Origin of the sequence: Arthrobacter sp. YD2 (assembly GCF_030410475.1) — a bacterium.
GTDB lineage: Bacteria > Actinomycetota > Actinomycetes > Actinomycetales > Micrococcaceae > Arthrobacter_B > Arthrobacter_B zhangbolii.
Genome location: NZ_JAUHHB010000004.1, coordinates 70,551 through 90,647, shown reverse-complemented (window position 1 = coordinate 90,647; position 20,097 = coordinate 70,551). Strand labels below are relative to the sequence as shown.

At 66.5% G+C, this 20,097-nt stretch carries 21 protein-coding genes and 1 pseudogene; 10 read left to right on the top strand and 12 right to left on the bottom strand.

What is annotated here, in order from left to right; genetic code table 11:
• Window positions 1-28: 28 nt before the first annotated feature.
• Together QWJ37_RS15185 and murJ are read left to right on the top strand one after the other, a co-directional pair.
• Window positions 29-1,576, top strand: coding sequence for an LTA synthase family protein (locus tag QWJ37_RS15185; protein WP_290245829.1), 1,548 nt, complete (start codon window positions 29-31; stop codon window positions 1,574-1,576).
• A 56-nt stretch (window positions 1,577-1,632) separates the two neighbouring features.
• Window positions 1,633-3,336: a murein biosynthesis integral membrane protein MurJ gene (murJ, locus tag QWJ37_RS15180; RefSeq protein WP_290245828.1), complete on the top strand. Its 1,704-nt coding sequence runs from the start codon at window positions 1,633-1,635 to the stop codon at window positions 3,334-3,336.
• 77 nt (window positions 3,337-3,413) lie between these two features.
• On the opposite strand, the gene QWJ37_RS15175 is transcribed toward murJ, so the two are convergent.
• The 3 genes from QWJ37_RS15175 to QWJ37_RS15165 form a co-directional block, all read right to left on the bottom strand.
• The gene (locus QWJ37_RS15175) at window positions 3,414-4,400 is read right to left on the bottom strand and encodes an alpha/beta hydrolase (RefSeq protein WP_227904825.1); all 987 of its coding nucleotides are present in this window, start codon (window positions 4,398-4,400) and stop codon (window positions 3,414-3,416) included.
• Window positions 4,401-4,443: 43 nt separating this feature from the next.
• Window positions 4,444-6,120: an NAD(P)/FAD-dependent oxidoreductase gene (locus QWJ37_RS15170; RefSeq protein WP_269436368.1), complete on the bottom strand. Its 1,677-nt coding sequence runs from the start codon at window positions 6,118-6,120 to the stop codon at window positions 4,444-4,446.
• A gap of 151 nt (window positions 6,121-6,271) precedes the next feature.
• Window positions 6,272-7,378, bottom strand: coding sequence for a helix-turn-helix domain-containing protein (locus QWJ37_RS15165; RefSeq protein WP_290245827.1), 1,107 nt, complete (start codon window positions 7,376-7,378; stop codon window positions 6,272-6,274).
• A 101-nt stretch (window positions 7,379-7,479) separates the two neighbouring features.
• On the opposite strand from QWJ37_RS15165, the gene QWJ37_RS15160 reads away from it, so the two are divergent.
• Together QWJ37_RS15160 and QWJ37_RS15155 are read left to right on the top strand one after the other, a co-directional pair.
• Entirely contained in the window at window positions 7,480-8,502 is a 1,023-nt protein-coding gene (locus QWJ37_RS15160) for an NADPH:quinone reductase (RefSeq protein WP_290245826.1), read from the top strand.
• Window positions 8,503-8,651: 149 nt separating this feature from the next.
• Entirely contained in the window at window positions 8,652-8,780 is a 129-nt protein-coding gene (locus tag QWJ37_RS15155; RefSeq protein WP_290245825.1) for a hypothetical protein, read from the top strand.
• Window positions 8,781-9,059: 279 nt separating this feature from the next.
• On the opposite strand, the gene QWJ37_RS15150 is transcribed toward QWJ37_RS15155, so the two are convergent.
• Genes QWJ37_RS15150 through arsB form a run of 3 tightly spaced genes read right to left on the bottom strand, consistent with a single transcriptional unit; the run spans window position 9,060 to window position 12,107 of the window.
• Window positions 9,060-10,568, bottom strand: a complete 1,509-nt coding sequence (locus tag QWJ37_RS15150; protein WP_290245824.1) for an FAD-dependent oxidoreductase — start codon at window positions 10,566-10,568, stop codon at window positions 9,060-9,062.
• 13 nt (window positions 10,569-10,581) lie between these two features.
• Complete coding sequence (locus QWJ37_RS15145) at window positions 10,582-11,007, bottom strand: arsenate reductase ArsC (RefSeq protein WP_290245823.1); 426 nt, start codon at window positions 11,005-11,007, stop codon at window positions 10,582-10,584.
• Window positions 11,004-12,107: an ACR3 family arsenite efflux transporter gene (arsB, locus tag QWJ37_RS15140; protein WP_290245822.1), complete on the bottom strand. Its 1,104-nt coding sequence runs from the start codon at window positions 12,105-12,107 to the stop codon at window positions 11,004-11,006. Before arsB ends, QWJ37_RS15145 begins: the two co-directional genes overlap by 4 nt.
• Before the next feature lie 117 nt (window positions 12,108-12,224).
• Here arsB and QWJ37_RS15135 point away from each other — a divergent pair, with 117 nt between their 5' ends.
• Window positions 12,225-12,569, top strand: a complete 345-nt coding sequence (locus QWJ37_RS15135; protein WP_227904814.1) for a metalloregulator ArsR/SmtB family transcription factor — start codon at window positions 12,225-12,227, stop codon at window positions 12,567-12,569.
• A 10-nt stretch (window positions 12,570-12,579) separates the two neighbouring features.
• Window positions 12,580-12,714: pseudogene (locus QWJ37_RS15130) on the top strand (DNA polymerase IV); the annotation flags it as partial.
• Window positions 12,715-12,747: 33 nt separating this feature from the next.
• On the opposite strand, the gene QWJ37_RS15125 reads toward QWJ37_RS15130, so the two are convergent.
• Window positions 12,748-13,620, bottom strand: a complete 873-nt coding sequence (locus tag QWJ37_RS15125) for a helix-turn-helix transcriptional regulator (protein ID WP_227904813.1) — start codon at window positions 13,618-13,620, stop codon at window positions 12,748-12,750.
• A gap of 101 nt (window positions 13,621-13,721) precedes the next feature.
• Between QWJ37_RS15125 and QWJ37_RS15120 the strand changes: the two genes are divergently transcribed.
• Window positions 13,722-14,414, top strand: coding sequence for an SDR family NAD(P)-dependent oxidoreductase (locus QWJ37_RS15120; protein ID WP_290245821.1), 693 nt, complete (start codon window positions 13,722-13,724; stop codon window positions 14,412-14,414).
• 214 nt (window positions 14,415-14,628) lie between these two features.
• On the top strand, window positions 14,629-15,414 hold the full coding sequence (locus QWJ37_RS15115; RefSeq protein WP_290245820.1) for a hypothetical protein: 786 nt from the start codon (window positions 14,629-14,631) through the stop codon (window positions 15,412-15,414).
• Window positions 15,415-15,418: 4 nt separating this feature from the next.
• On the opposite strand, the gene QWJ37_RS15110 is transcribed toward QWJ37_RS15115, so the two are convergent.
• From QWJ37_RS15110 to QWJ37_RS15095, 4 genes are all read right to left on the bottom strand, one after another.
• Entirely contained in the window at window positions 15,419-15,880 is a 462-nt protein-coding gene (locus tag QWJ37_RS15110; RefSeq protein WP_290245819.1) for a hypothetical protein, read from the bottom strand.
• Window positions 15,877-16,170, bottom strand: coding sequence for a PadR family transcriptional regulator (locus QWJ37_RS15105; RefSeq protein WP_341482044.1), 294 nt, complete (start codon window positions 16,168-16,170; stop codon window positions 15,877-15,879). Before QWJ37_RS15105 ends, QWJ37_RS15110 begins: the two co-directional genes overlap by 4 nt.
• 161 nt (window positions 16,171-16,331) lie before the next feature.
• The gene (locus QWJ37_RS15100; protein WP_290245818.1) at window positions 16,332-17,168 is read right to left on the bottom strand and encodes a PhzF family phenazine biosynthesis protein; all 837 of its coding nucleotides are present in this window, start codon (window positions 17,166-17,168) and stop codon (window positions 16,332-16,334) included.
• Between the two features lie 96 nt (window positions 17,169-17,264).
• Complete coding sequence (locus QWJ37_RS15095; RefSeq protein WP_227929306.1) at window positions 17,265-17,732, bottom strand: VOC family protein; 468 nt, start codon at window positions 17,730-17,732, stop codon at window positions 17,265-17,267.
• A gap of 107 nt (window positions 17,733-17,839) precedes the next feature.
• Between QWJ37_RS15095 and QWJ37_RS15090 the strand changes: the two genes are divergently transcribed.
• Window positions 17,840-18,784, top strand: coding sequence for a WYL domain-containing protein (locus QWJ37_RS15090; protein ID WP_290245817.1), 945 nt, complete (start codon window positions 17,840-17,842; stop codon window positions 18,782-18,784).
• A 111-nt stretch (window positions 18,785-18,895) separates the two neighbouring features.
• Window positions 18,896-19,138, top strand: coding sequence for a hypothetical protein (locus tag QWJ37_RS15085; RefSeq protein WP_290245816.1), 243 nt, complete (start codon window positions 18,896-18,898; stop codon window positions 19,136-19,138).
• 35 nt (window positions 19,139-19,173) lie between these two features.
• Here the strand turns inward: QWJ37_RS15085 and QWJ37_RS15080 are convergent, their stop codons facing one another.
• Window positions 19,174-20,019 (bottom strand): class II glutamine amidotransferase, encoded by an 846-nt coding sequence (locus tag QWJ37_RS15080; protein ID WP_290245815.1) that lies wholly within the window; start codon window positions 20,017-20,019, stop codon window positions 19,174-19,176.
• Window positions 20,020-20,097: the final 78 nt, after the last annotated feature.

The following is a 20,097-nucleotide window of genomic DNA, read 5'->3' as shown; positions in this document are numbered from 1 at the left end:
ACGTGCGTCCAGAACGAGAGGTGTAGCCATGTCCGGCCGTAATCTTCACGTGGCCCGACGGAGCGGCGCCGTGGTAGGGCATCTTCTTGTCTACCTCCTCATCTGGCTGGGCCTCACCCTGCTTATCGCTGCCATCGGCATCCGGATGTTCTGGGGCGAGATCACGGTGGGGCAGATGCTCCTGAACCTCGTGTCGGTGGAAACCGACGGCGGAGGCGGATCCATCGTCTGGATGGGCATCCTCGGCGTCGGCGTCCTGCCCGTGCTCATCACCCTGGCCGTCGCCTTCTGGCAGCGTTCCCGGCGCCGCAAGCACCGCGCCCGGGGCCAGCACCTTTCCTCCCCGCGCTCGCGCTGGGTCATGCGCAGCGTCTCCACCGTCCTGGTGGGCGCGGTGGTCATCGGCGGCACCACGGCCTTCGCAACCACTGTGGGCGTGGGCGACTACATCAAGGCCGCGAATTCCCCTTATGACATCGGGGACTACTACGCGGAGCCGAACGTCACCAGCGCGGAGAACAAACGCAACCTGGTGACCATCTACCTCGAATCCGGTGAAGCCACCCTCGCCGATGACCAGCTCTTCGAAAAGGACGCCTTCGCTCCCCTCAAGGAAGCCACCCCGGCCGAAGAAGGCTGGCAGAGCGTGGAAAACCTGCAGCAGTACAACGGCGGGGGCTGGACCATGGCCGGCCTGGTTTCCACCCAGTGCGGCATTCCCCTGAAGGGCTCGGGCCTGGGCGGCGGCAGTGCCACCAACGAACTCGGCGAAGACGTCGACACCTATCTGGGCGGCTCCACCTGCCTGGGCGACGTCCTGGAGGACCACGGCTACACCAGCGTCTTCCTGGGCGGCGCCAACTCCTCGTTCGCCGCGAAGGACACCTTCCTGGGCAGCCACGGCTACTCCGAGGTCAAGGGCCTCAACGAATGGCGCGCCACCGGGGAACCCGAGGAGAACTTCCGCAAGGACTGGGGCCTGAGCGACGAGCGCCTGCTCGCCCACGCCAAGGAGCAGATGGACGAGCTGCACGCCGAGGCAGAACGCACCGGGCAGCCATTCAACCTCTCCGTGCTGACCCTGGACACCCACGAGCCGGTCCACATTTACGATTACTGCGATGTGGACACGGATAGCGCCGTCACGTCCGTGTTCGCCTGCTCCCTCACGCAGGTGGCCGGCTTTGTGGAGTACATGGAAGCCCAGGGATACCTCGAGGACACAGCGGTGGTGATCATGGGCGATCACCTTAAGCACATGAGTGCCGGCGACGCGTTCCACGAACAGCTGGACCACCACCCCAACCGCACCATCTTCAACCGCGTCTGGGTTCCCGGCGGAAGCCAGCCGCTGCGCTCCGACATTGACCAGCTGAACATGTACCCGACCCTGCTCGAAGCCGCCGGCCTGACCCTGCGGGATAAGTCCGCCGGGCTTGGCGTCTCCGCCTTCGCCCCGGCGGTCCCGGAAAGCTCGGCGCAGGCGCTGGAACCCGAGGCATACTCCCTGCTGCTGGATTCCCTGTCGCCACGCTTCTACGCGAAGGCCTGGGCTGGCGAGGACCCGGTCCGGTAGCTGCGCGCCCGTGCCGGGAGGCGAGTCCCTCCCGGTGCCGTGAAACGATGGCCGATATGAGTACACCCTCCGGTCCGCAGCCGAACGCGGCGCCCGCGGCCGTTGACGGTCCTGCAGAGGCGGGGTCTACCGTCCGCGCCGGCGCCGTCATGGCGGCCGGCACCGTGGCCTCCCGGATCCTCGGCCTCATCCGGACGGCGCTGCTTGCCGCCGCCATCGGTACGGCCGGCGGAGTCTCGGATCCGTTCAACTCGGCGAACAGCCTGCCCAACTTCATTTACCTGATGGTTGCCGGCGGCGTCTTTAACGCCGTCCTGGTTCCGCAGATCATCCGCGCGAGCAGGCAGCCGGACCGCGGAGCGGACTACGTCAGCAGGCTGCTGACCCTCGCCGCCGCCGTACTACTGGTCCTCACGGTCCTGGCGACCCTCGCGGCCCCGCTCATCGTGGATCTGACCACCGGTTTCACCGATGAACGCCTGCAGCTGGCCACGCTGTTTGCCTACTGGTGCCTGCCGCAGATCTTCTTCTACGGGATGTATGCCGTGGTGGGCCAGATCCTGAATGCCAACGGCTCTTTTGGCCCCTATATGTGGGCTCCCGTGGTGAACAACGTGGTGTCCATCGCGTTTCTGACGGTCTTCCTGGTGGTGATGGGCGGCGAAGGCACGCAGGAGCACACCCCCGAGACCTGGACCTCGGCGCAGACCCTCCTGGTGGCAGGGGGCATGACACTCGGTGTGGCCGTTCAGGCCCTGGTCCTGCTTATTCCCCTTCAACGGCTCAAGCTGGGCCTGAAACCCAGGTTCGGCCTGCGTGGGACCGGGCTGGGACGGACCGGCAGACTGGCGTCCGTCACCATCATCACGATGCTGGTGGGCAACGGGCTGTACTTCGTAAACCTGCGCATTGCCACCATCGCCTCCGACGCACGGAAAGGTCTTTTGGCGCAGGATCCGCCGGTTCAGATTGCCGGCTCCAGCAACCTGGATACCGGCGTCCTGATGTACCAGCTTCCGCACGCCGTCATAGCCCTGTCCCTGGCCACCATCATGTTCAACCAGCTCTCCGCCGCCTCCGCGAACGGCGATCTTGCCGCAGTGCGGGCGGTACTCTCCCGGGGGCTGCGGTTCACCGGCGTGGCCACTGTCTTCGGCGCGGCCGCCCTGCTGGCGTTGGCCGGCCCGCTCGGCATGCTCTTCAGCGAATCCCCCGAGGTGGCCACGCTCAACGGCACCATCATCGCCATCCTCGCCGTCGGTACCCCGTTCCTGAGCATCAACTTCTTCCTCACCCGCGTCTTTTATGCCGCCGAGGATGTTCGGACGCCGTTGAAAATCCAGCTGATCCTCTCCGCCGTGGGGGTGGCCCTTGCCCTGACCGCCGGCATGCTGGACCCGCGCTTTATTGTGCCCACGCTCGCGGCCGCCTACTCCCTGGGTAACGTGATCGCCGTCGTCGTGAGCCATCTCTTCCTCACCCGGGCCATCGGACCCTACGGGGCCGGGCACGTTTTCGACGTGTATGTCCGGCTTGCCCTCGCCGGGCTTGCCGCCGCCGCTTCCGGCGCAGCCCTGTGCGGGGTGTTCGGCGCCAACGAGGTGGGCGGCTATTTCTGGCAGTCCAGGCTCAACTCCGTGGTGGTGCTGGCCGTAGGCGGTGTGCTGATGCTCGCCGTCTACTTGGGCATGCTGCGTCTGCTGCGGGTCAGCGAGCTCAAGCAGCTGATCGGATTGGTCCGCGAGCGCTTCGGCCGGTGAGCGCGGCCTGAAAGCGGCCGCGGACGCCGAAGCGGCGGCCCGGGTGTACCGGACCGCCGCTCTTTCAAACAGTGCAGCTAACCCTTGAGTGACCGGCTCAGTCCGCCCAGGAAGTCCCGGAAATAGGACCCGGTGACCTGGGCCTGCGGGTTCATGTCATAGGCGTGGTAGGCCCCCGGGTAAACATGCAGTTCGGTGGGCACGCCTGCGGCAATCAGCCGGCGGGCATAGTCGATGTCCTCTTCCAGGAACAGGTCCAGGGCACCCACGCTGATGAACGCCGCCGGCAGTCCGGCCACACTCTCCACCCGGGCGGCGGCCGTATAGGGTGATACGCCGTCGATGCCCGGTTCGTGGCCAAGGATCGAGGTCCAGCCGAAGCGGTTGTCCGACTGCGTCCACAGGAACTCACCGGCGTACGGGTGCGGGTCCCGGGTGCTGGCCGTGCGGTCATCCAGCATCGGGTAGATCAGCAGCTGGTAGGCGATGGGGAACTCGCCGCGGTCCCGGGCCAGGATCGCCAGGCAGGCAGCCAGCCCGCCGCCGGCGCTGGCACCCCCCACCGCAATACGGGCAGCATCGATGCCGAACTCGGCGGCTTTGCCATGCAGCCACCGAAGCGCGGCATAGCAATCCTCCACCAGACCCGGCGCCGCTGTCTCGGGGGCGAGCCGATAGTCCACCGAGGCTATGGATGCCCCGGTCTCGGCGACAATCCGGCGGCACAGAATCTCGTCGGCGTCGGCGGACCCAATGACGTATCCCCCGCCGTGGATCCAGACCATCGCGGCAGAGGACGTCGTCGTTTTGTTTTTGGGTTCGTAGTACAGGACCCGCACGTCGGGGTCGCCCTGGGCGCCGGGGACGAAGTACTCGGTGGTCGTGACGTCGGGGAAGAGTTCCTGGGGGTCCGGGGCATCCTCGACCGGGGCTCCCATCATTTCGCGGACACTCGGAAGAGTCTCGGCCGAAAGGTTCAGGACCGGGAAAACGTCGAGAAGATCGACAATTTCCGGGTCAATCAGATGCCGGGAACTGATGGATGAAGCGGGTTTCAGGGTCATGGCGTCCTTCATTCTGTTGGGAGGTGGGAGTGATTCGACGGAGTCAGGATTCGGCAGGCACCGGGGCCTGCGAAGCTGACTGCCGGGAGGGGCGTACATCGTTGGAGGTTTTGAGGGTGAAACCGCGGTAACCATCCGCCGCCACCTGGTCACACAGCTGGCGGTAGGCACCGACACCGCCGATGTACGGCATAAAGACCCGGGGCTTACCGGGGATATTGGCGCCCATGTACCAGGACGCCGCCCGGGGATGGAGGGTCATGTTGGCTACCTCGTTGACGTGGTCGCCCCAGTTCTCCTCCGCCGTCGGGTCGGCGTCGGTCCTGGTGACGCCGTGGTCCCGGGCGTACGCGATGTGGTCGGTAATCCAGTCCACGTGCTGTTCTATCGAGACCATCATGTTGCTCAGCACGGACGGGCTGCCGGGGGCAGTGATCATAAAGAGGTTGGGGAACCCCGCGCTGGCGATGCCCAGGTAGGTGCGGGGCCCGGCTACCCACTTCTCCCGGAGTGCCACGCCGTCCGTCCCGCGGATGTCGATGGCGTTCAGTGGGCCGGTCATCGCATCGAAACCGGTGGCGTAGACAATGTCATCCACTTCGTAGAGTTCCCCTGCCACCACCACACCGCGCTCGGTGATCCGTTCAATCGGCGTCTCGCGGACACTGACGAGGGTGACGTTGTCCCGGTTGTAGGTTGCGTAGTAGTCCGTGTCCACGCAGATCCGCTTCGTCCCGATCGGATGGTCCCGCGGCACCAGGAGGTCGGCGATATCCGGGCGCTCAACTACCTCGCGGATCCGGTCACGGACAAACTCCGCCACCACCTCGTTGGCTTCGGCGTTTACCCCCGTATCGATGAACGCGGACAGGAAGCCCGCACCGCCGTAGTCCCAACGCTCCTTCATTTCCCGGGTCCGGACATCCTCGGGCAGTTCAAGTGCGCTGCCGATGGGGGCCGCGGGATTCGTCCCGGTGGGCGAGATCCGTGCCGCCTGACGCAGCTGCTCGTAGTTCGCCTTGGTCTGCTCGATCTCTGCAGCGCTCAACGGTCCGTTCACCGCCGGCACCGAGAAGTTCGGAGTCCGCTGGAAGACCGTGACATGCGCCGCCTGAGCGGCAATCACGGGGATGGACTGGATTCCCGAGGATCCGGTGCCGATCACCGCCACCCGGCGGCCGGTGAAGTCGACCTCCTCATGGGGCCACCGCCCGGTGTGGTACGTCGGCCCGCTAAAGGTCTCCATGCCCTCGAAGTCCGGCACGCGGGAGGCAGAGAGGCAGCCGACGGCGGTAATCAGGTACTGCGCGGTGGTAACGAGGCCGTCGTCCGTGTATACCGTCCAGCGATCCTGCGCTTCGTCGTACCGGGCGCTGTCGATCGAGGTGGAGAAGGCAATGTCGGGACGAAGCCCGAACCGGTCAGCTACGTGGTTTGCGTACCGCAGGATCTCCGGCTGGGTCGGGTAGCGCTCGGTCCATTGCCATTCCTGCTGGAGCTCCGGCGAGAAGGAATAGGAATAAAACAGTGACTCAACGTCGCACCGCGCCCCCGGGTACCTGTTCCAGTACCAGGTCCCGCCTACCCCGTCTCCCCGTTCAAAGACCCGTACGTTGAGCCCCAGGTCATCGCGCAGCCGTTTCAACATGTACATGCCTGCGAACCCTGCGCCCACAATTACGGCGTCGTAGTCGGTTGTTTGCCCGTCCGATACAGTCATCGGGACACTCCGTCCTTTTCCGGCGTCATTGCCGGCCCAGGCTTTCTGGTGCCCATCAGTCTTTATCGAACCCGGGGACACGTCTTCGGCCAAGTGGCTCAACAAACCCTCCGGCGCACGCCATCTGGCGGTTTCAGGACCCGGCCAGGCCTTAGGTGCCGGACGTGTCCTGCTCCGCGGAGTCGCGGACCCGGCGCAGACAGAGGGCAATGAAGAGCCGGGTCCGTCCGTACGGTTCCGTGATGGTGAAGCCCAGTGCCTGCTCGGCGCGCTCAACCCGGTAGGCCACGGAGTTGTGGTGCAGATACACCGAGCGCGCTGCCTGCCGGACGGAGTCCGTTGCCGCGACCGCCTCGAGGATCCGCAGCATCTCCGGACCGTGTGCCTTCCGCAAGGCATCGAGTACGTGGACGTCCTCCACGGTGTCTATCTGCTCCCGGGTCAGGTACGCCGGCAGCAGGGCATACCCGCCCAAGGCCGCTGTCTCCACCAGCACCGCTTCACTCGTGGGATAGGGCGCACTGTCATGGGTTGCCGGCAGAGCGTAGCGCAGCCCCAGGAGCGCCTCGGTGTGAGCTGCCGGCAGGTCCGGGACATTGACGCCGCGTGAGAACGCCGCCCGCACCCCGGTCGGTACGGCCAGGCTTTGCAGCGTATCCGCTACGCCTGCGGCTGCGAGGAACAGGGCCTTCCCGTCATCGTAGGTACACAGCACCGAGGCCGTTTTCCCGATCCGCCGCACCAGTTCCTGCACCCCCTCCGCCGGGCCCCTGATACCGATGACGGTGAGCAGTTCAGCCGCGGAAAGCCCCAGCTGCCGTGCCGCCGTGAGCCGCTCATCCGGACGGCGGTTCGCATCAAAAACCACCTCGGCGGCCGGTAGGGAACCCCTGGCTGACTGCCGCAGGGCCACCTTCACGGTGATCCCGAGGCGGCGCAGGAGCAGATCCTCCTCCGGGCATGGCAATCCGTCCAGCCAGACCTGCAGACCTCCCGGGATCCGGCGCGCGCCACGAGGGAGGGGGCCCGTGCCGCGCCGTACCGCCCCGTCCGCATCAACGGTGAGCCCTGCCCCGTCCGGCGCCCGGAAACCGGCTCCGCGGCCCAGGACCCTGGCCACGCTCTGCAGAACTGTTGACGGGTCGGCCTCCCGTTCCAGCAGTTCGTCGAAGACTTCCCAGACATCGGCCCGGCAGGGAGCCCCGGCACCACGATGTGCCAGAGTTTCCTCGCGCGGGTTGTCCGAGCCGGTCAACATAGGGGTCAGGCTAACCCGTTACCGGTTTTTCCGCGATGGGTGTACCTCCGCGGAAGGCAGCCGGCGGGAATAGATCGCCGGTCACCGCACTTGTACCGCCCATGAAATCAATCGTGTACTCCGCCACCGGTCCTTCATCCGTCCTTTCACTCGCGGAGCGCGACGTCGCCGCGCCCGGTCCGGGCGAAGTGCGGGTCCGCGTCGCTATCTCCGGCGTGAATCCCACCGATTGGAAGGCCCGCGCCGCCGGGGAACCTCCGTTCCCCGAGGTGGTGCCGAACCAGGACGGTGCCGGTACGGTGGACGCCGTCGGCGACGGGGTCACGCACCTGCAGCCAGGTGACCGCGTGTGGATTTACCTGGCAGCGCACGGCCGCCCCACGGGCACTGCACAGGAATTCACTGTCCTCCCCGCGGACCGTGCGGTGAAGCTGCCTGAAGGCATCGGGTTTGACGTCGCCGCCAGCCTCGGCGTGCCCGCCATGACGGCGCACCGCGCCCTGACCGTGCATGAACACGGCCCTGCCCGGCTCGCCCCCGGGGCCCTCGCCGGACGCACCGTGCTGGTCCAGGGCGGTGCCGGCGCCGTCGGGCACGCTGCAATCCAGTTCGCCGTCTGGGCCGGAGCCACCGTGATTGCCACGGTGAGCAGCGATGCGAAGGCTGAACTGGCTACTGCCGCCGGGGCCCACCATATTGTCCGCTACCCCGACGACGCCGAAGCGGACCGGATCCGCGAGGTAGCCCCGAACGGTGTGGACCAGATTGTGGAGGTCTCCCCCGCGCAGAACGCCGCCCTCGACGTGGAAGTGATTGCCAACCACGGCAGTATTGCCTACTACGCCAACAACAACGGCGAAGAATTCACTGCACCCATCGTGGCCAGCTTCGCCAAGAACGTCCGCTGGCAGGGTGTGCTCATCTACACGGTGGGTGAAGACGCCCAGCATGCTGCCGCCGAGGACATCACCGCAGCCCTCCGCGACGGTGCCCTGCCGGTGGGCGGCTCCGCCGGACTGCCGCTGACCTGGTTCCCGCTGGAGGAAACCGCCGCCGCACATGACGCCGTCGAAAATGGCATCACCGGCAAGATCCTCATCCGCGTCTCTGAGGAAAGCGCCTAGTTCTCTGAGGACACCTAGTCAAGGGGCCTGCCCTCCGCCGGCGTACCTGATAGGGGTTACGTTCGGTGGCGCGCGGGTGCAGGATGGGTCCTACCAACCGAGGAAGTGGGCACGCGCTTCGGCCCCCTAGCGTGGAAAGGCAGAATCCCATGGCAGATCTGGGCGGAATGGCAGACAAGGCGAAGGATGCAGCCAAGGATCACCCCGAGCAGGTGGACCAGGCCAAGGAGAAGGCCAAGGACGCCATGAGCGGCAATAAGGACGACGAGCAGAAGTAGCACTCGTTCGCGCACCAATCTTCACAGCGGAGCCGGGCAGCCCCAGGGAGGCCCGGCTTTGTGCTGGTTTGGGGTCTGTTTCCTGCTGCCGCCCCGACCACCGCAGAACTTCCCAGTCAGTGGTGCCGATGATTCCGGTGAGGTCCCACGTGCCCCACCAGTCACCAAGCGTGGGAATTCCCGCAGGCGACGCCGTCGAGTGTACAGATAGCGGGCTTTTGACCGGCCGATAGGGCCGTTAGCTGTACGGCAACCCGAAAACACCCGGGCAGCGGGCATTCAGTTCCCCTGTGCTGCGGAGCGGCCGTGGGCCAGTCCGGTGGGAATGCCAAGGAACTGCGGTTCCGGCGCACTGCAGCACGACGACGACGCGGGCTCCGGTTCCGGCGCGGTCCCGCAGCACGACGACGCCGGCTCCGGTTCCGGCGCGGTCCCGCAGCACGACGACGCCGGCTCGGGTTCCACCGGCGCGGTTCCGCAGCAGGAGGCTTCAGCTGCTCCGCCGCCCGCCGGTGCGTCGCAGCTGCCGCCCAGATCCGTGGAACAGACACCGGTTTCGGGCAGGACCAGCTGCACGTCATCGGCGGCCTCCCGGTCTCCGGCCAATGCGGCAGCAATGGAACGGACCTGCTCGTAGCCGGTGGCCATCAGGAAGGTGGGCGCCCGGCCGTAGGACTTCATGCCCACAATGTAGAAGTCCTGCTCCGGGTGGGACAGCATTGTGGCGCCGTGCGGTGCCACTGTGCCGCAGCTGTGGAACTCGGGATCAATCAGCGGTCCGAGTTCCCGCGGCGCCTCCACGGCAGGGTCAAGGTCCAGCCGGATTTCGCGCAGCATGCCCAGGTCGGGGCGGAAGCCGGTGGCGGGCACCAGCAGGTCCACCTCCAACAGTTGTTCCCCGGCCGGCGTCTTCCCGGCCACGGACAGGGTGCCGGCGGCCGTGAACCCGGTGATGGTGAAGGAAGTGTGCAGCTGGATCCGGCCCTCCTGCACCAGGGAGCGCAGCCGGCTGCCCAGTGCGCCGCGGGCCGGCAGCCCGTCCAAGTCGCCGCCGCCGTACACCCCGGCCGCGGAGGCACTGCGGATGGCCCAGCTGATCCGGGTTCCGGGTTGCTGTTCGGCCAGCTCGCCCAGGGCCAGCAGGGTGTTCGCGGCGGAGTGGCCGGCGCCGACCACCAGCACGTGCTTACCGGCAAAGCGTGCACGGTCCCTGCCAAGAACGTCAGGCAGCGGACCGGTGATCAGCCCTGCCGCCAGCGCCTCGGCTTCCCCGGGGGCCGGCAGCCCGGCCTGTCCCAGCGGGTTCGGGGTATTCCAGGTGCCGGAAGCGTCAATGACGGCGCGTGCCCGGTACTCGGTGACCGTACCCCGGACGTCTTCCGTCCGGATCAGGAACGGGGTGTTCTCCCGGCCGCCGGTACGGGTTTTGTCCAGGCCTTCGCGGCTGACGGCCACAACGCGGGTGGAGGTGTGCAGGGAGCCGGCGATCGCGGGGAGCGCAGCCAGCGGCTGCAGGTACCCTTCCCACAGCTCGGCGCCGGTGGGCAGGGTGTCGGCATCCGGTTCCTGCCACCCGGCAGCAGTGAGCAGGCGGCGGGCGGCGGGGTCGACGTCGTACTGCCACGGTGAGAAGAGCCGGATGTGTCCCCAGGCCGCCACGGCGGCAGCCGGTGTTGGCCCGGCTTCGAAAATGACCGGGGTGAGACCGCGTTCCACCAGCTCGGCAGCGGCGGCCAGACCTACCGGTCCGGCACCGATCACGGCGACGGGAAGGTCGGAAGTGTTCATGGTGTGTTCCTCTTCAGCGCGGGTATTGGGTCGCGGGCAGCAGGTCGGTGATGAGTGCGGAAACCCGGGCCTTGATCTCATCGCGGATGGGCCGGACAGCTTCCACACCCTGGCCGGCGGGGTCCTCGAGCTTCCAGTCTTCGTAGCGTTTCCCGGGGAAGATGGGGCAGGCGTCGCCGCAGCCCATGGTGATCACCACGTCGGATTCCTGCACGGCCTGCGTGGTCAGCACCTTGGGCAGCTCCGCGGACATGTCGATGCCGTCTTCGGCCATCGCAGCCACGGCGGCAGGATTCACGGACCCGGCGGGTGCGGAGCCGGCGGACCGGACCTCGATCCGCCCCTCGCCCAGGCTGCGGAGGTAGGCGGCGGCCATCTGTGAGCGGCCGGCGTTGTGCACGCAGACAAACAGGACGGAGGGTTTCTGGCTGGCGCTCATCGGTTGGTCTTTTCTGTGGAAACGGCGGGGACGGGAGCAGCGGGCCAGTATTTCCTCTGCGCCCACAGGGCGGCGTAGACCAGGCCCACCAGCACGGGCACTTCGATCAGGGGCCCGACGACGCCGGCTAGTGCCTGCCCGGAGGTCACGCCGTAGGTGCCGATCGCCACGGCGATGGCCAGTTCGAAGTTGTTGCCCGCGGCGGTAAAGGCGAGCGTGGCAGTGCGGGGGTACCCCAGGTCCAGGACCCTGCCCAGGACCATACCGGCGCCGAACACAACAATGAAGTACACCAGCAGCGGCAGCGCAATCCGGGCGACATCCAGCGGGCGGGAGGTGATGCTGTCCCCCTGCAGCGCGAACAGCAAAACGATGGTGAACAGGAGGCCGTAGAGCGCCCAGGGGCCGAGTTTTGGCAGGAACCTCTGCTCGTACCAGTCCCGGCCGCGGGCTTTTTCACCCAGGATGCGGGTGAGGAAGCCCGCCAGCAGCGGGATGCCCAGGAAGATCAGGACGCTGGTGGTGATGGCCAGGAAGGAGAACTGCATGCTAGTGGTTTCCAGGCCCAGCCAGCCGGGGAGCACCTGGAGGTAGAACCAGCCGAGCGCACCGAAGGCCAGAACCTGGAACACGGAGTTGATGGCCACCAGTACGGCGGCAGCCTCACGGTCCCCGCAGGCCAGGTCATTCCAGATCATCACCATGGCGATGCAGCGGGCGAGTCCCACAATGATCAGTCCGGTCCGGTATTCGGGCAGGTCCGGCAGGAAGATCCAGGCCAGCACGAACATAAACGCGGGGGCGGCCACCCAGTTCAGGACCAGCGAGGTGAGCATCAGTTTCCGGTCCGCCACCACGGTGCGGGTTTCGTTGTACCGGACCTTGGCCAGCACCGGATACATCATCACCAGCAGGCCGACGGCGATGGGCAGGGACACGTTGCCCACGCTCACCGAGTCGAGGACGGGGCCAATGGCGGGAACCAGCCGGCCCAGCAGCAGGCCCGCTGCCATGGCGGCCAGGATCCATACGGGCAGGAACCGGTCCAGGGTGGAAAGCCGCCCGGTGACATTGTCGGCGGGCGGGGCGGGGGTGCTCACGGAACTCCTCTGGCGGGGACGGGATTCATAGCGGTCGGCAGGAATATATCGACGTTCTTCGATCTCGAGTATTCTCCCAGGCATCGACGGGTGTCAATTTATCGGCATAATGGACAGGTGACCTCCGCCCAGACAGCTACCGATCCCGCAGCCTGCTGCGCGCCGTTGACGTCCGAAGCGATCAGTCTTGAGGATGCCCAGCAATTCGCCCGGCTGCTCAAGGCCATGGCGGACCCTACGCGCCTGCGCCTTCTCTCACTCATTGCGGCCCAGGAGAACAAGGAAGCGTGCGTCTGCGATCTCACCGGCCCGGTCGGCTTGGGGCAGCCCACCGTGTCCCATCATCTGAAGATCCTCGTGGACGCGGGCATCCTGAACCGTGAAAAGCGGGGAGTTTGGGCTTATTACTCCCTCATTCCCGGCACCCTGGAGCGGGCTGCGGCCGTGCTCGCGCCGCGGTAAAAACCGCTAGGTCCTGGCCCGCTCGCTGGACCCGGCCGGCGCCATCGAACCCGGCCGTCCGATCCGGCTGCTGGGCCTGCGCGCCGAAATGCCGATGCCCGACGACGCACGGAAGTGCCGTACGCCCACCCGCGGCGAGTGGTGAGCAGGGACGTGGAGGCAGCGCCGGCGGGTCTCCTCAACCGTCCAGTTGAAGTGCCGCCGAGACAGCCGAGACAGCCGATACGCGCAGGAAATCGAGTTTTCCTGCCGCCTCGGATCCGGCGGCCGCGGTGTAGGCAACAATGTGCAGGTCCGTGCCGGCCACGGTGAAAATGTCGCAGTCCAGCTCCACATCCCCGACGACGGCGTTCTGCACCACTTTCATTTCGGACTGGTGCTCGCTGACGGTTCCGCTGTCCCACAGTGCCCGGAACCGTTCACTGGATGCAGTCAGATCAGCAATCAGTTCCTGCACCCTTTGGTCATGCGGGTACCGACCGCGAGCACGGCGCAGGTCCGACACAAGGGAGGCTTCAAAAATCTCCAGGCTGCCCTCCGGACAGATGATCCGGATTCCGCTGCTGCCCAGCGTTCTCCCGGCAAAGTGCGAGCGCAGGAGATTGGGACGGCCCTTGTCGGGCGGGGTGGGCTCCCCGAGAAGGGCAGCCCACAGCGGACTGAAGGAGAGCAGGTCCCAGGCGGCGGTGAATACGGCCACCGGTACTTCACCGAGCCGCGCCACCAGCCGCTGCACGCCGGGCGGGATATGCGCCGGCACTTCTCCGGGCCCGGGCGGAAGCAGCCCGGAAATCTCGAAGAGATGGGAGCGTTCGGCGTCGCTCAGCTGCAGCGCACGTGCCAGCGCCGCTGCCACCTGGGCGGAGGGCCGGCGGGCGCGGCCCTGCTCGAGGCGCACCAGGTAATCAACACTGACACCTGCCAGCTGGGCCAGCTCCTCCCGCTTCAGCCCCGGCGCCCGCCGGAAGCCGTAGACGGGAAGGCCCGCGTCCGCCGGCTGCAGTCGGTCGCGCCAGGAACGGAGAAGGGCACCCAAGCCAGAATCCTTCATGGAGAGAGTCTGCCAGCCGCAAACCGGTTCTGGGTGGCACTGACAGTCCATATGCTGGCCCGTGCCACGACATCGGTCCGCAGCGGGTCAAGACTAGGGCCATGACAACAACACTGATTACCGGCGCCAACAAAGGCCTGGGCTATGAAACAGCACGCCGTCTCCTCGAAGCGGGGCATACCGTCTGGATGGGGGCGCGCGATGAAATCCGTGGGCGGGAAGCGGCCGAAGCACTCGGCGGCACGTTCGTACAGCTCGATGTCACCAGCGATTCCTCCGTGGAGGCCGCCGCCAAAACCGTGGCAGCTGCCGGCGGCCTGGACGTCCTGGTCAACAACGCGGGCATTCCCGGACCCTTCGCCCAGGCGGAGGACCTGACGGCGGCCGATGCAGAGGCGGTGTACGGCACCAATGTGGTGGGCATCGTCCGCATGATGCATGCTTTCCTGCCGCTCCTGCGGGAGTCCGACGAGGGAACGGTCGTGAATGTCACCAGCGGAGTGGGCTCCTTCGGCTTTGCGCACGACCCGGAGCGTGTTGAGTCCACCGTGGTGATGCCGCTCTACACCTCCTCCAAGTCCGCCGTCACTATGCTGACCGTGCAGTACGCCAAGGCGTTCCCGGAGCTCCGCATCAATGCTGCGGACCCGGGCTACACCGCCACTGATTTCAACCGGCAGCAGGGCACCCAGACGTTACAAGAGGGAACGGACGCCATCGTGGAGCTGGCCACCCGCGGCGGTTCCGGCCCCACCGGCACGTTCATCGACAGGTCCGGTGCCGCCCCCTTCTAATATCACCGCTTTCCGGCAGCAGCTGCTGTCTCCTCTTCGTAAGCGCACACCATTGAACCGGGCGGGAGATGCCGGGAGCGAACAGACGGTCCGTACCCACCCATGCATCCAGCCTCGCGGCTAGACTGGATTTGAGCCTGGAGACAGGGCCGCCACTCGTGCGCACGGGAGAAGACGGTTGCCCTGATGGCCGTCATCTCACGAGAGGATCATGATGTCTCGTCTAACTCTGGAGAACATCTTCAAGGTGGCCGTCGCGGTCTTCTTCTTTCCTTTCCTGCCGCTACTGGTCCTGATGATCGGCATCCGCAGGAAAAACGTCAAAGTGATCCTCGAAGGCGCCCTCTACGTCGCCTGCATCCTGGCCGTCACCGCTGGTGCCACCTCGTTCCTTTTCGGCACCTTTGTGGTCCTTGGGATTATTGCCGTCTCCGGCATGCGGTCCTATCACCTTCGGGACCTGTGGCTGCACCCGAGAGCCCGCGGATGGCGGCCCTTCGGCATGACCCCTTCCCCGGATGCAGGACAGCCAGGCGACCCGGCCGCGACGGAGGCATCGGCGGCAACACAGGGGCTGTCTCAGGCGCTGTCGTGGTCTGCTTCTCTGGCGAAACGGAACCGGAACCGCCTTCCGGAGCAGGCGTATGCCAGTGTGCTGGAAACCTGCCGGACGTTGGATTCGGTGATCAAAGCCGAAGAGCGTGAGCCGCTGGGTGACCCGCAGTTTGAGTACGAACTCTCCGCCACCGTGCGGGACTACCTGCCCAGCGTCCTTCGCAGCTACCTGGCCATCCCGCCGCGCATGCTCGAGACCCCGCAGGCCAGCGGACGGACCCCCAACCAGGAACTCGCGGAGCAGCTGCAGCTGCTCCGCGGCCAGGCGGACACCCTGCATGCCAGCCGCCACCGCCGCACATCCGCGGAGCTGACCAACACGGGCAACTTCCTGCGGGAGCGGTTCGGCAACGGCAAGAGCGGCTTCGACTTCGGGATCAGGTAAGCAGTCAGCCGAGGCGCAGGAGGAATATCGCGCCGGAGAGCGCCACCGATGCAATGGAGATCCACAGAGCTACCCGCTGCAGTGTGCGGTTTCCGGTGTTTCGCCGAATCCGAACGATGGCCCAAACCAGCATCGCAACACCAATGAACGGCAGAATCCAATACACGAGGGCCGCGATAGAGCCAACCAGCAGCCAGATATCGGGCCAGGAACGCGGTGCGGGAGCCGGGCCGGGTGTGGGTGCGGACGTGGCGGCAGCAGCAATCTGTTCTACCGGGCCGAATTCGGCGATGATGCGTTTAGCGCTCTGCTCCGAAGTTCCCTCCCGGTTGAGCATCTCTGCGGCATCCTCCCGCATGGCCTGGACTGTCTCAGCTCGCTCGCGCGGGTCCGTGCCGATCAGCGCGCGGTCCAGATCGGCGAAGTACGCCTCCAACAGTGACGGCATCGGTTCGGTGGTAGTCATGAGTTCTCCTTAACCATGGTTGTAACGTCTGCAGCGAACGGGTGCCAGGTCCTGGTAAAAACCTGCAGCGCGTCCGTACCCTCATCCGTGAGGTGGTAGTAGCGGCGCGGCGGCCCCACGGGTGAGGGCTCCAGCGTGGTGGTGACCCATCCCTGCTGCCGCAGCCGCGACAGCAGCGGATAGAGAGTGCCTCCGCTGGCGAACAGCACTTTCCCCTCCCCTAGCCGTTCAGCTATTTCCAGCCCGTAGGCCGGTCCGGAGCGCAGACAGGCGAGGACACAGTAGTCCACAGTGCCTTTACGGAGTTGAGTCAGAACAGACTCAGCAGTAGGTGTCATGCACTGCACGGTACCGGTAACTTGTAATGCATGCAACCGGTCAGCAGTGAAAGCCCCGCCCGCTAGATTGGTCGGCATGAACTACAGGCGCCTCGAACGACAGGCGCCTTGAACTACAGCCGCACAGTCCCCTCGATGCAGCTGGTGACCGTGCCGCCAACCCAGATTTTCCCCTCGCGCCGGGTTATACGAACCCGACCGTGGCGGTCGAGGACGGATCCTTGCGACGCCGTGTAGGGCGGTGCCGCCACAGCCGTGTCGGTGAGCCACTGCCCCAGGCCGGCGTTGAGGCTGCCCGTGACCGGGTCTTCCCACACGGGGTCTCCGCCCACGAAGGCACGCACCTCAAAGTCGGCCTCACCGGCGTCGTCGTACGGTCCCACCACACCGATTTCCAGATCGCCTGCCTTGCCCGGATCGGGCTGCAGGTTCAGGACCTCCCGGGCCGAGGCAAGCCGGACACCGATCCACTGCGGACCGTTCACCAGCCATGAGGCATCAAGGATCTCCTCCCGACGGATCCCGAGCACCTCCGCCACCCGGCGGAGAAGCGTTTCATCAACCGGCCCATAACGGGTAAGCGGCGGCGCTTCGAAGGCCAGTGAATCCCCCTCCACCCGCACCGGGATCAGGCCTGCGGCACATTCCTGCAGCACCGTTCCGTTTGCCCTGGGCCTCCCTCCGGCATCCAGCCAGGCCCTGGCCGAGCCCAGTGTCGGATGCCCGGCAAACGGCAGCTCTTCCCTGCCGGTGAAGATCCGCACCCGGTAGTCGGCCCCGGGGCTGCTCGGCGGCAGAAGGAATGTGGTTTCCGAGAGGTTGGTCCAGGCGGCGAAGCGCTGCATCTCCTCGGCGCTCAGTCCGTCGGCATCGTGCACTACCGCCAGCGCATTGCCGCGGTAGGCTTCCTCCGAGAAGACATCGACTTCGCTGTAGGAACGCGTTCTCATCGCGCCACTGTAACAAGGCCACCGGCCGAACAAGGGTCCGCGATGAACCCGGTCCCCGGGCGGCGCGGCACCCGGGGACGGTAGCGGGACGGCGGTTCACCCGTTGTAGGGCGCCTCGACGTCGATCACCCAGGTCACGCCGAACCGGTCGGTGAGCATCCCGAAACCGGGGCTCCATGCCGAGGCGGCGAGCGGTTCGATGATCTGCGCACCGTCAGCCAGGGCGCCCCAGAGCTTGTCCACTTCCGCCAGGCTCTGTCCGCGCAGGGACTGGAAGAACGTCCGGTCCGTGATGGTGGTGCCGTTTTCACGGCGGGTGGTGCCGGCGGTTGCGGCGGCGTCGGCACTGTCCTGGCCGGGGATGTCGTAGGCCATCAGGCGGAAGCCGTCCGGGGCTTCGAGCTGGCCGAACACGATCTTCTCGGCACCCGGAACCTCCTTGGGCATGCCGAAGTCCCCGTAGGTGGCGGAGGTGACGCTGCCGCCGAAGACCGACTGGTAGAACGCCAGCGCGTCCGCCGCGGTGCCGGGGAAGTTCAGGTGGGTGGTGGTTTTGATGCTCATGGGTTCCGTCCTTTTGCCTCTGTAAAGGCCCGCCCTTTGCGGCCCTGAGAACAGACTGAACCTGGTAGAGGACAGGTTATGTCCTCTACTTCAGGCATACTCAAACCATGCCCGGAACCTCGTCGCGGATGCTCGCCCTGCTCTCCCTGCTGCAGTCGCGCCGGGACTGGCCGGGCCGGGTGCTGGCCGAGCGACTGGACGTGACCTCGCGAACGGTGCGCCGCGATGTGGACCGGCTGCGTGAGCTCGGCTACAGCATCGAGGCGGTCAAGGGGCCCGACGGCGGCTACCGGCTGGCGGCCGGTGCGGAACTGCCGCCGCTGCTTTTTGATGATGAGCAGGCCGTGGCCATCGCCGTCGCGCTCCAGAGTGCCGCGTCCAGCGGGGTGAATCTGGACGACGCCGCGGCCCGGGCGCTGACCACGGTGAAGCAGGTGATGCCCTCCCGGCTGCGGCACCGTGTGGAGGGAATCCGGTTCACCGACGCCGGGGCCGCCGTGCGGGTGGATCCGCAGGTCCTCGAAGCGGCCAGCACCGCCGCCCGGGACCGCCGGGTGCTTCGCTTTGACTACGGTAATGACGTGTCCGGGCCGCCGCGCCGTGTGGAGCCGCACGCCGTCGTCGCCCGCCACGGCCGCTGGTACCTGATCGGCTGGGACCTCGAGAAGGCCGATTGGCGGATCTACCGGCTGGATAAGGTGGCGCCCAGGTTCCCGGCCGGCCCGGTATTTGCCCCGCGGCCGGTCCCTGCCGGGAACGCTGCCGCGTTCCTCGCGGCCCGCCTGAAGGGTTCCGACGGCGGCACGGACTGGCCCTGCTACGGGGAGCTGCTGATCGAACTTCCCGCCGCCGCGATTGCGCCGTGGCTGGGTGACGGCGAGCTGGAGCAGATTTCAGAGAGCGCCTGCCGCGTGCGGGTCGGCTCCTGGTCGGAGGCCGGGCTGCTCTCCTGGGCACTGCGCTTTGATGCTCCGTTCACCGTCCTTGGTCCCGACTCGTTGAGGGACTCACTTGCCGGCTTCGCGGCGCGGATTGCTGCCGCCCGTCCCTAGTCCGGGAGTGCCACCGGTGACTGAGGCAGGCTATGTGCCTACGCTGGTGCTGACCGGCGGGCTGGTGTTTGCTGACCGCGTCCGATCACTGCGGCTGAAAGGGAAAATCCCATGGATGCGAGAAACCACCCGGCTGTCCGGCGAGGCACCGGCTGGTGGCGGTTCCAGACTGGACTGGCGGCCGTGGTTTTTTGGGGCCTCGCCATCCTGCTGCTGCGCGAACCGACCGTTCTGCATGTCCTGGGAGCAGTGGCATGCATTGCAGGTGCCGGACTCGCGCTCTACTTCGGCCAGCAACAAATACGGAAGCTGCGGCACGACTACCGCTATAAGGACACTGAGCCCTCCAGCTGACAGCCCCACCATCACGGGTCGGGCGCCGTCGGTCCTCAGACTGCAGTGGGGACCGGAGGTGACGGGGCAAACGGGTAGAGCTCCTGCTCGCCTCCCCGAACCACAACACACGTGGCATCCGGTATTTCCTGCCATGCCCCACGCAGATCCCCCAGGGGTTCGGAGACCACCAGCCGGGTGTCGGCGGAAAGGTCCCGCACCAGCGGGTGGTCCGGATGCTCGGCCTGGATGGCGGTTATGTCGGAGCTGCAGAAGAGGGAGCGGGAGCTGCCTTCACTGGAGTAGCGGAAGGCCCAGGTGGTCTCGCCGTCGGTGGTCGCCACTGTCATTTGGACCGGGTGCTCGACGCCGTGCCGCCGCCCGGCATCCTCGATGAATCCCACTGCCTCGGCGACGGCGGCCCGGGGATCGTCCTCCAGTCCGAAAGTCAGTGCCAGGTAAAAGAACAGCTCGGAATCCGTTGACCCTTCGATCTCTGGGTACAGGCCGGGTTCCACTGCCATGGCGAGGTCCCGCTTCACGTGCTGGAAGTCGGCGAGCGCGCCGTTGTGCATCCAGAGCCATTGCCCGTGGCGGAACGGGTGGCAGTTTGTCTGCTGGACGGGTGTGCCGGTGGTGGCGCGGATATGTGCAAAGACCCGGTCGGCAGAAGCCTGTGCTGAGAGCTCGCGCAGGTTCCGGTCACTCCACGCCGGCTCCGTGCTGTGGAACAGCCCGGGAATCGGTTCGGTGCCGTACCAGCCGATGCCGAATCCGTCCCCGTTGGTGGTCTCCGCTCCCATCCGTGCGTTTTTGCTCTGGATTACCAGCGAATTCGCGGGTTTGTAGAGCAGGTCATCCAACCGGACGGGGGAACCTGAATACGCTAGCCAGCGGCACATGGTCTCTCCTTCGGAGAATGCCGGTCCAACGGGGCGGGCTGTCATCACCGTTGTATCGCCAGTCGACCACAGACGGAA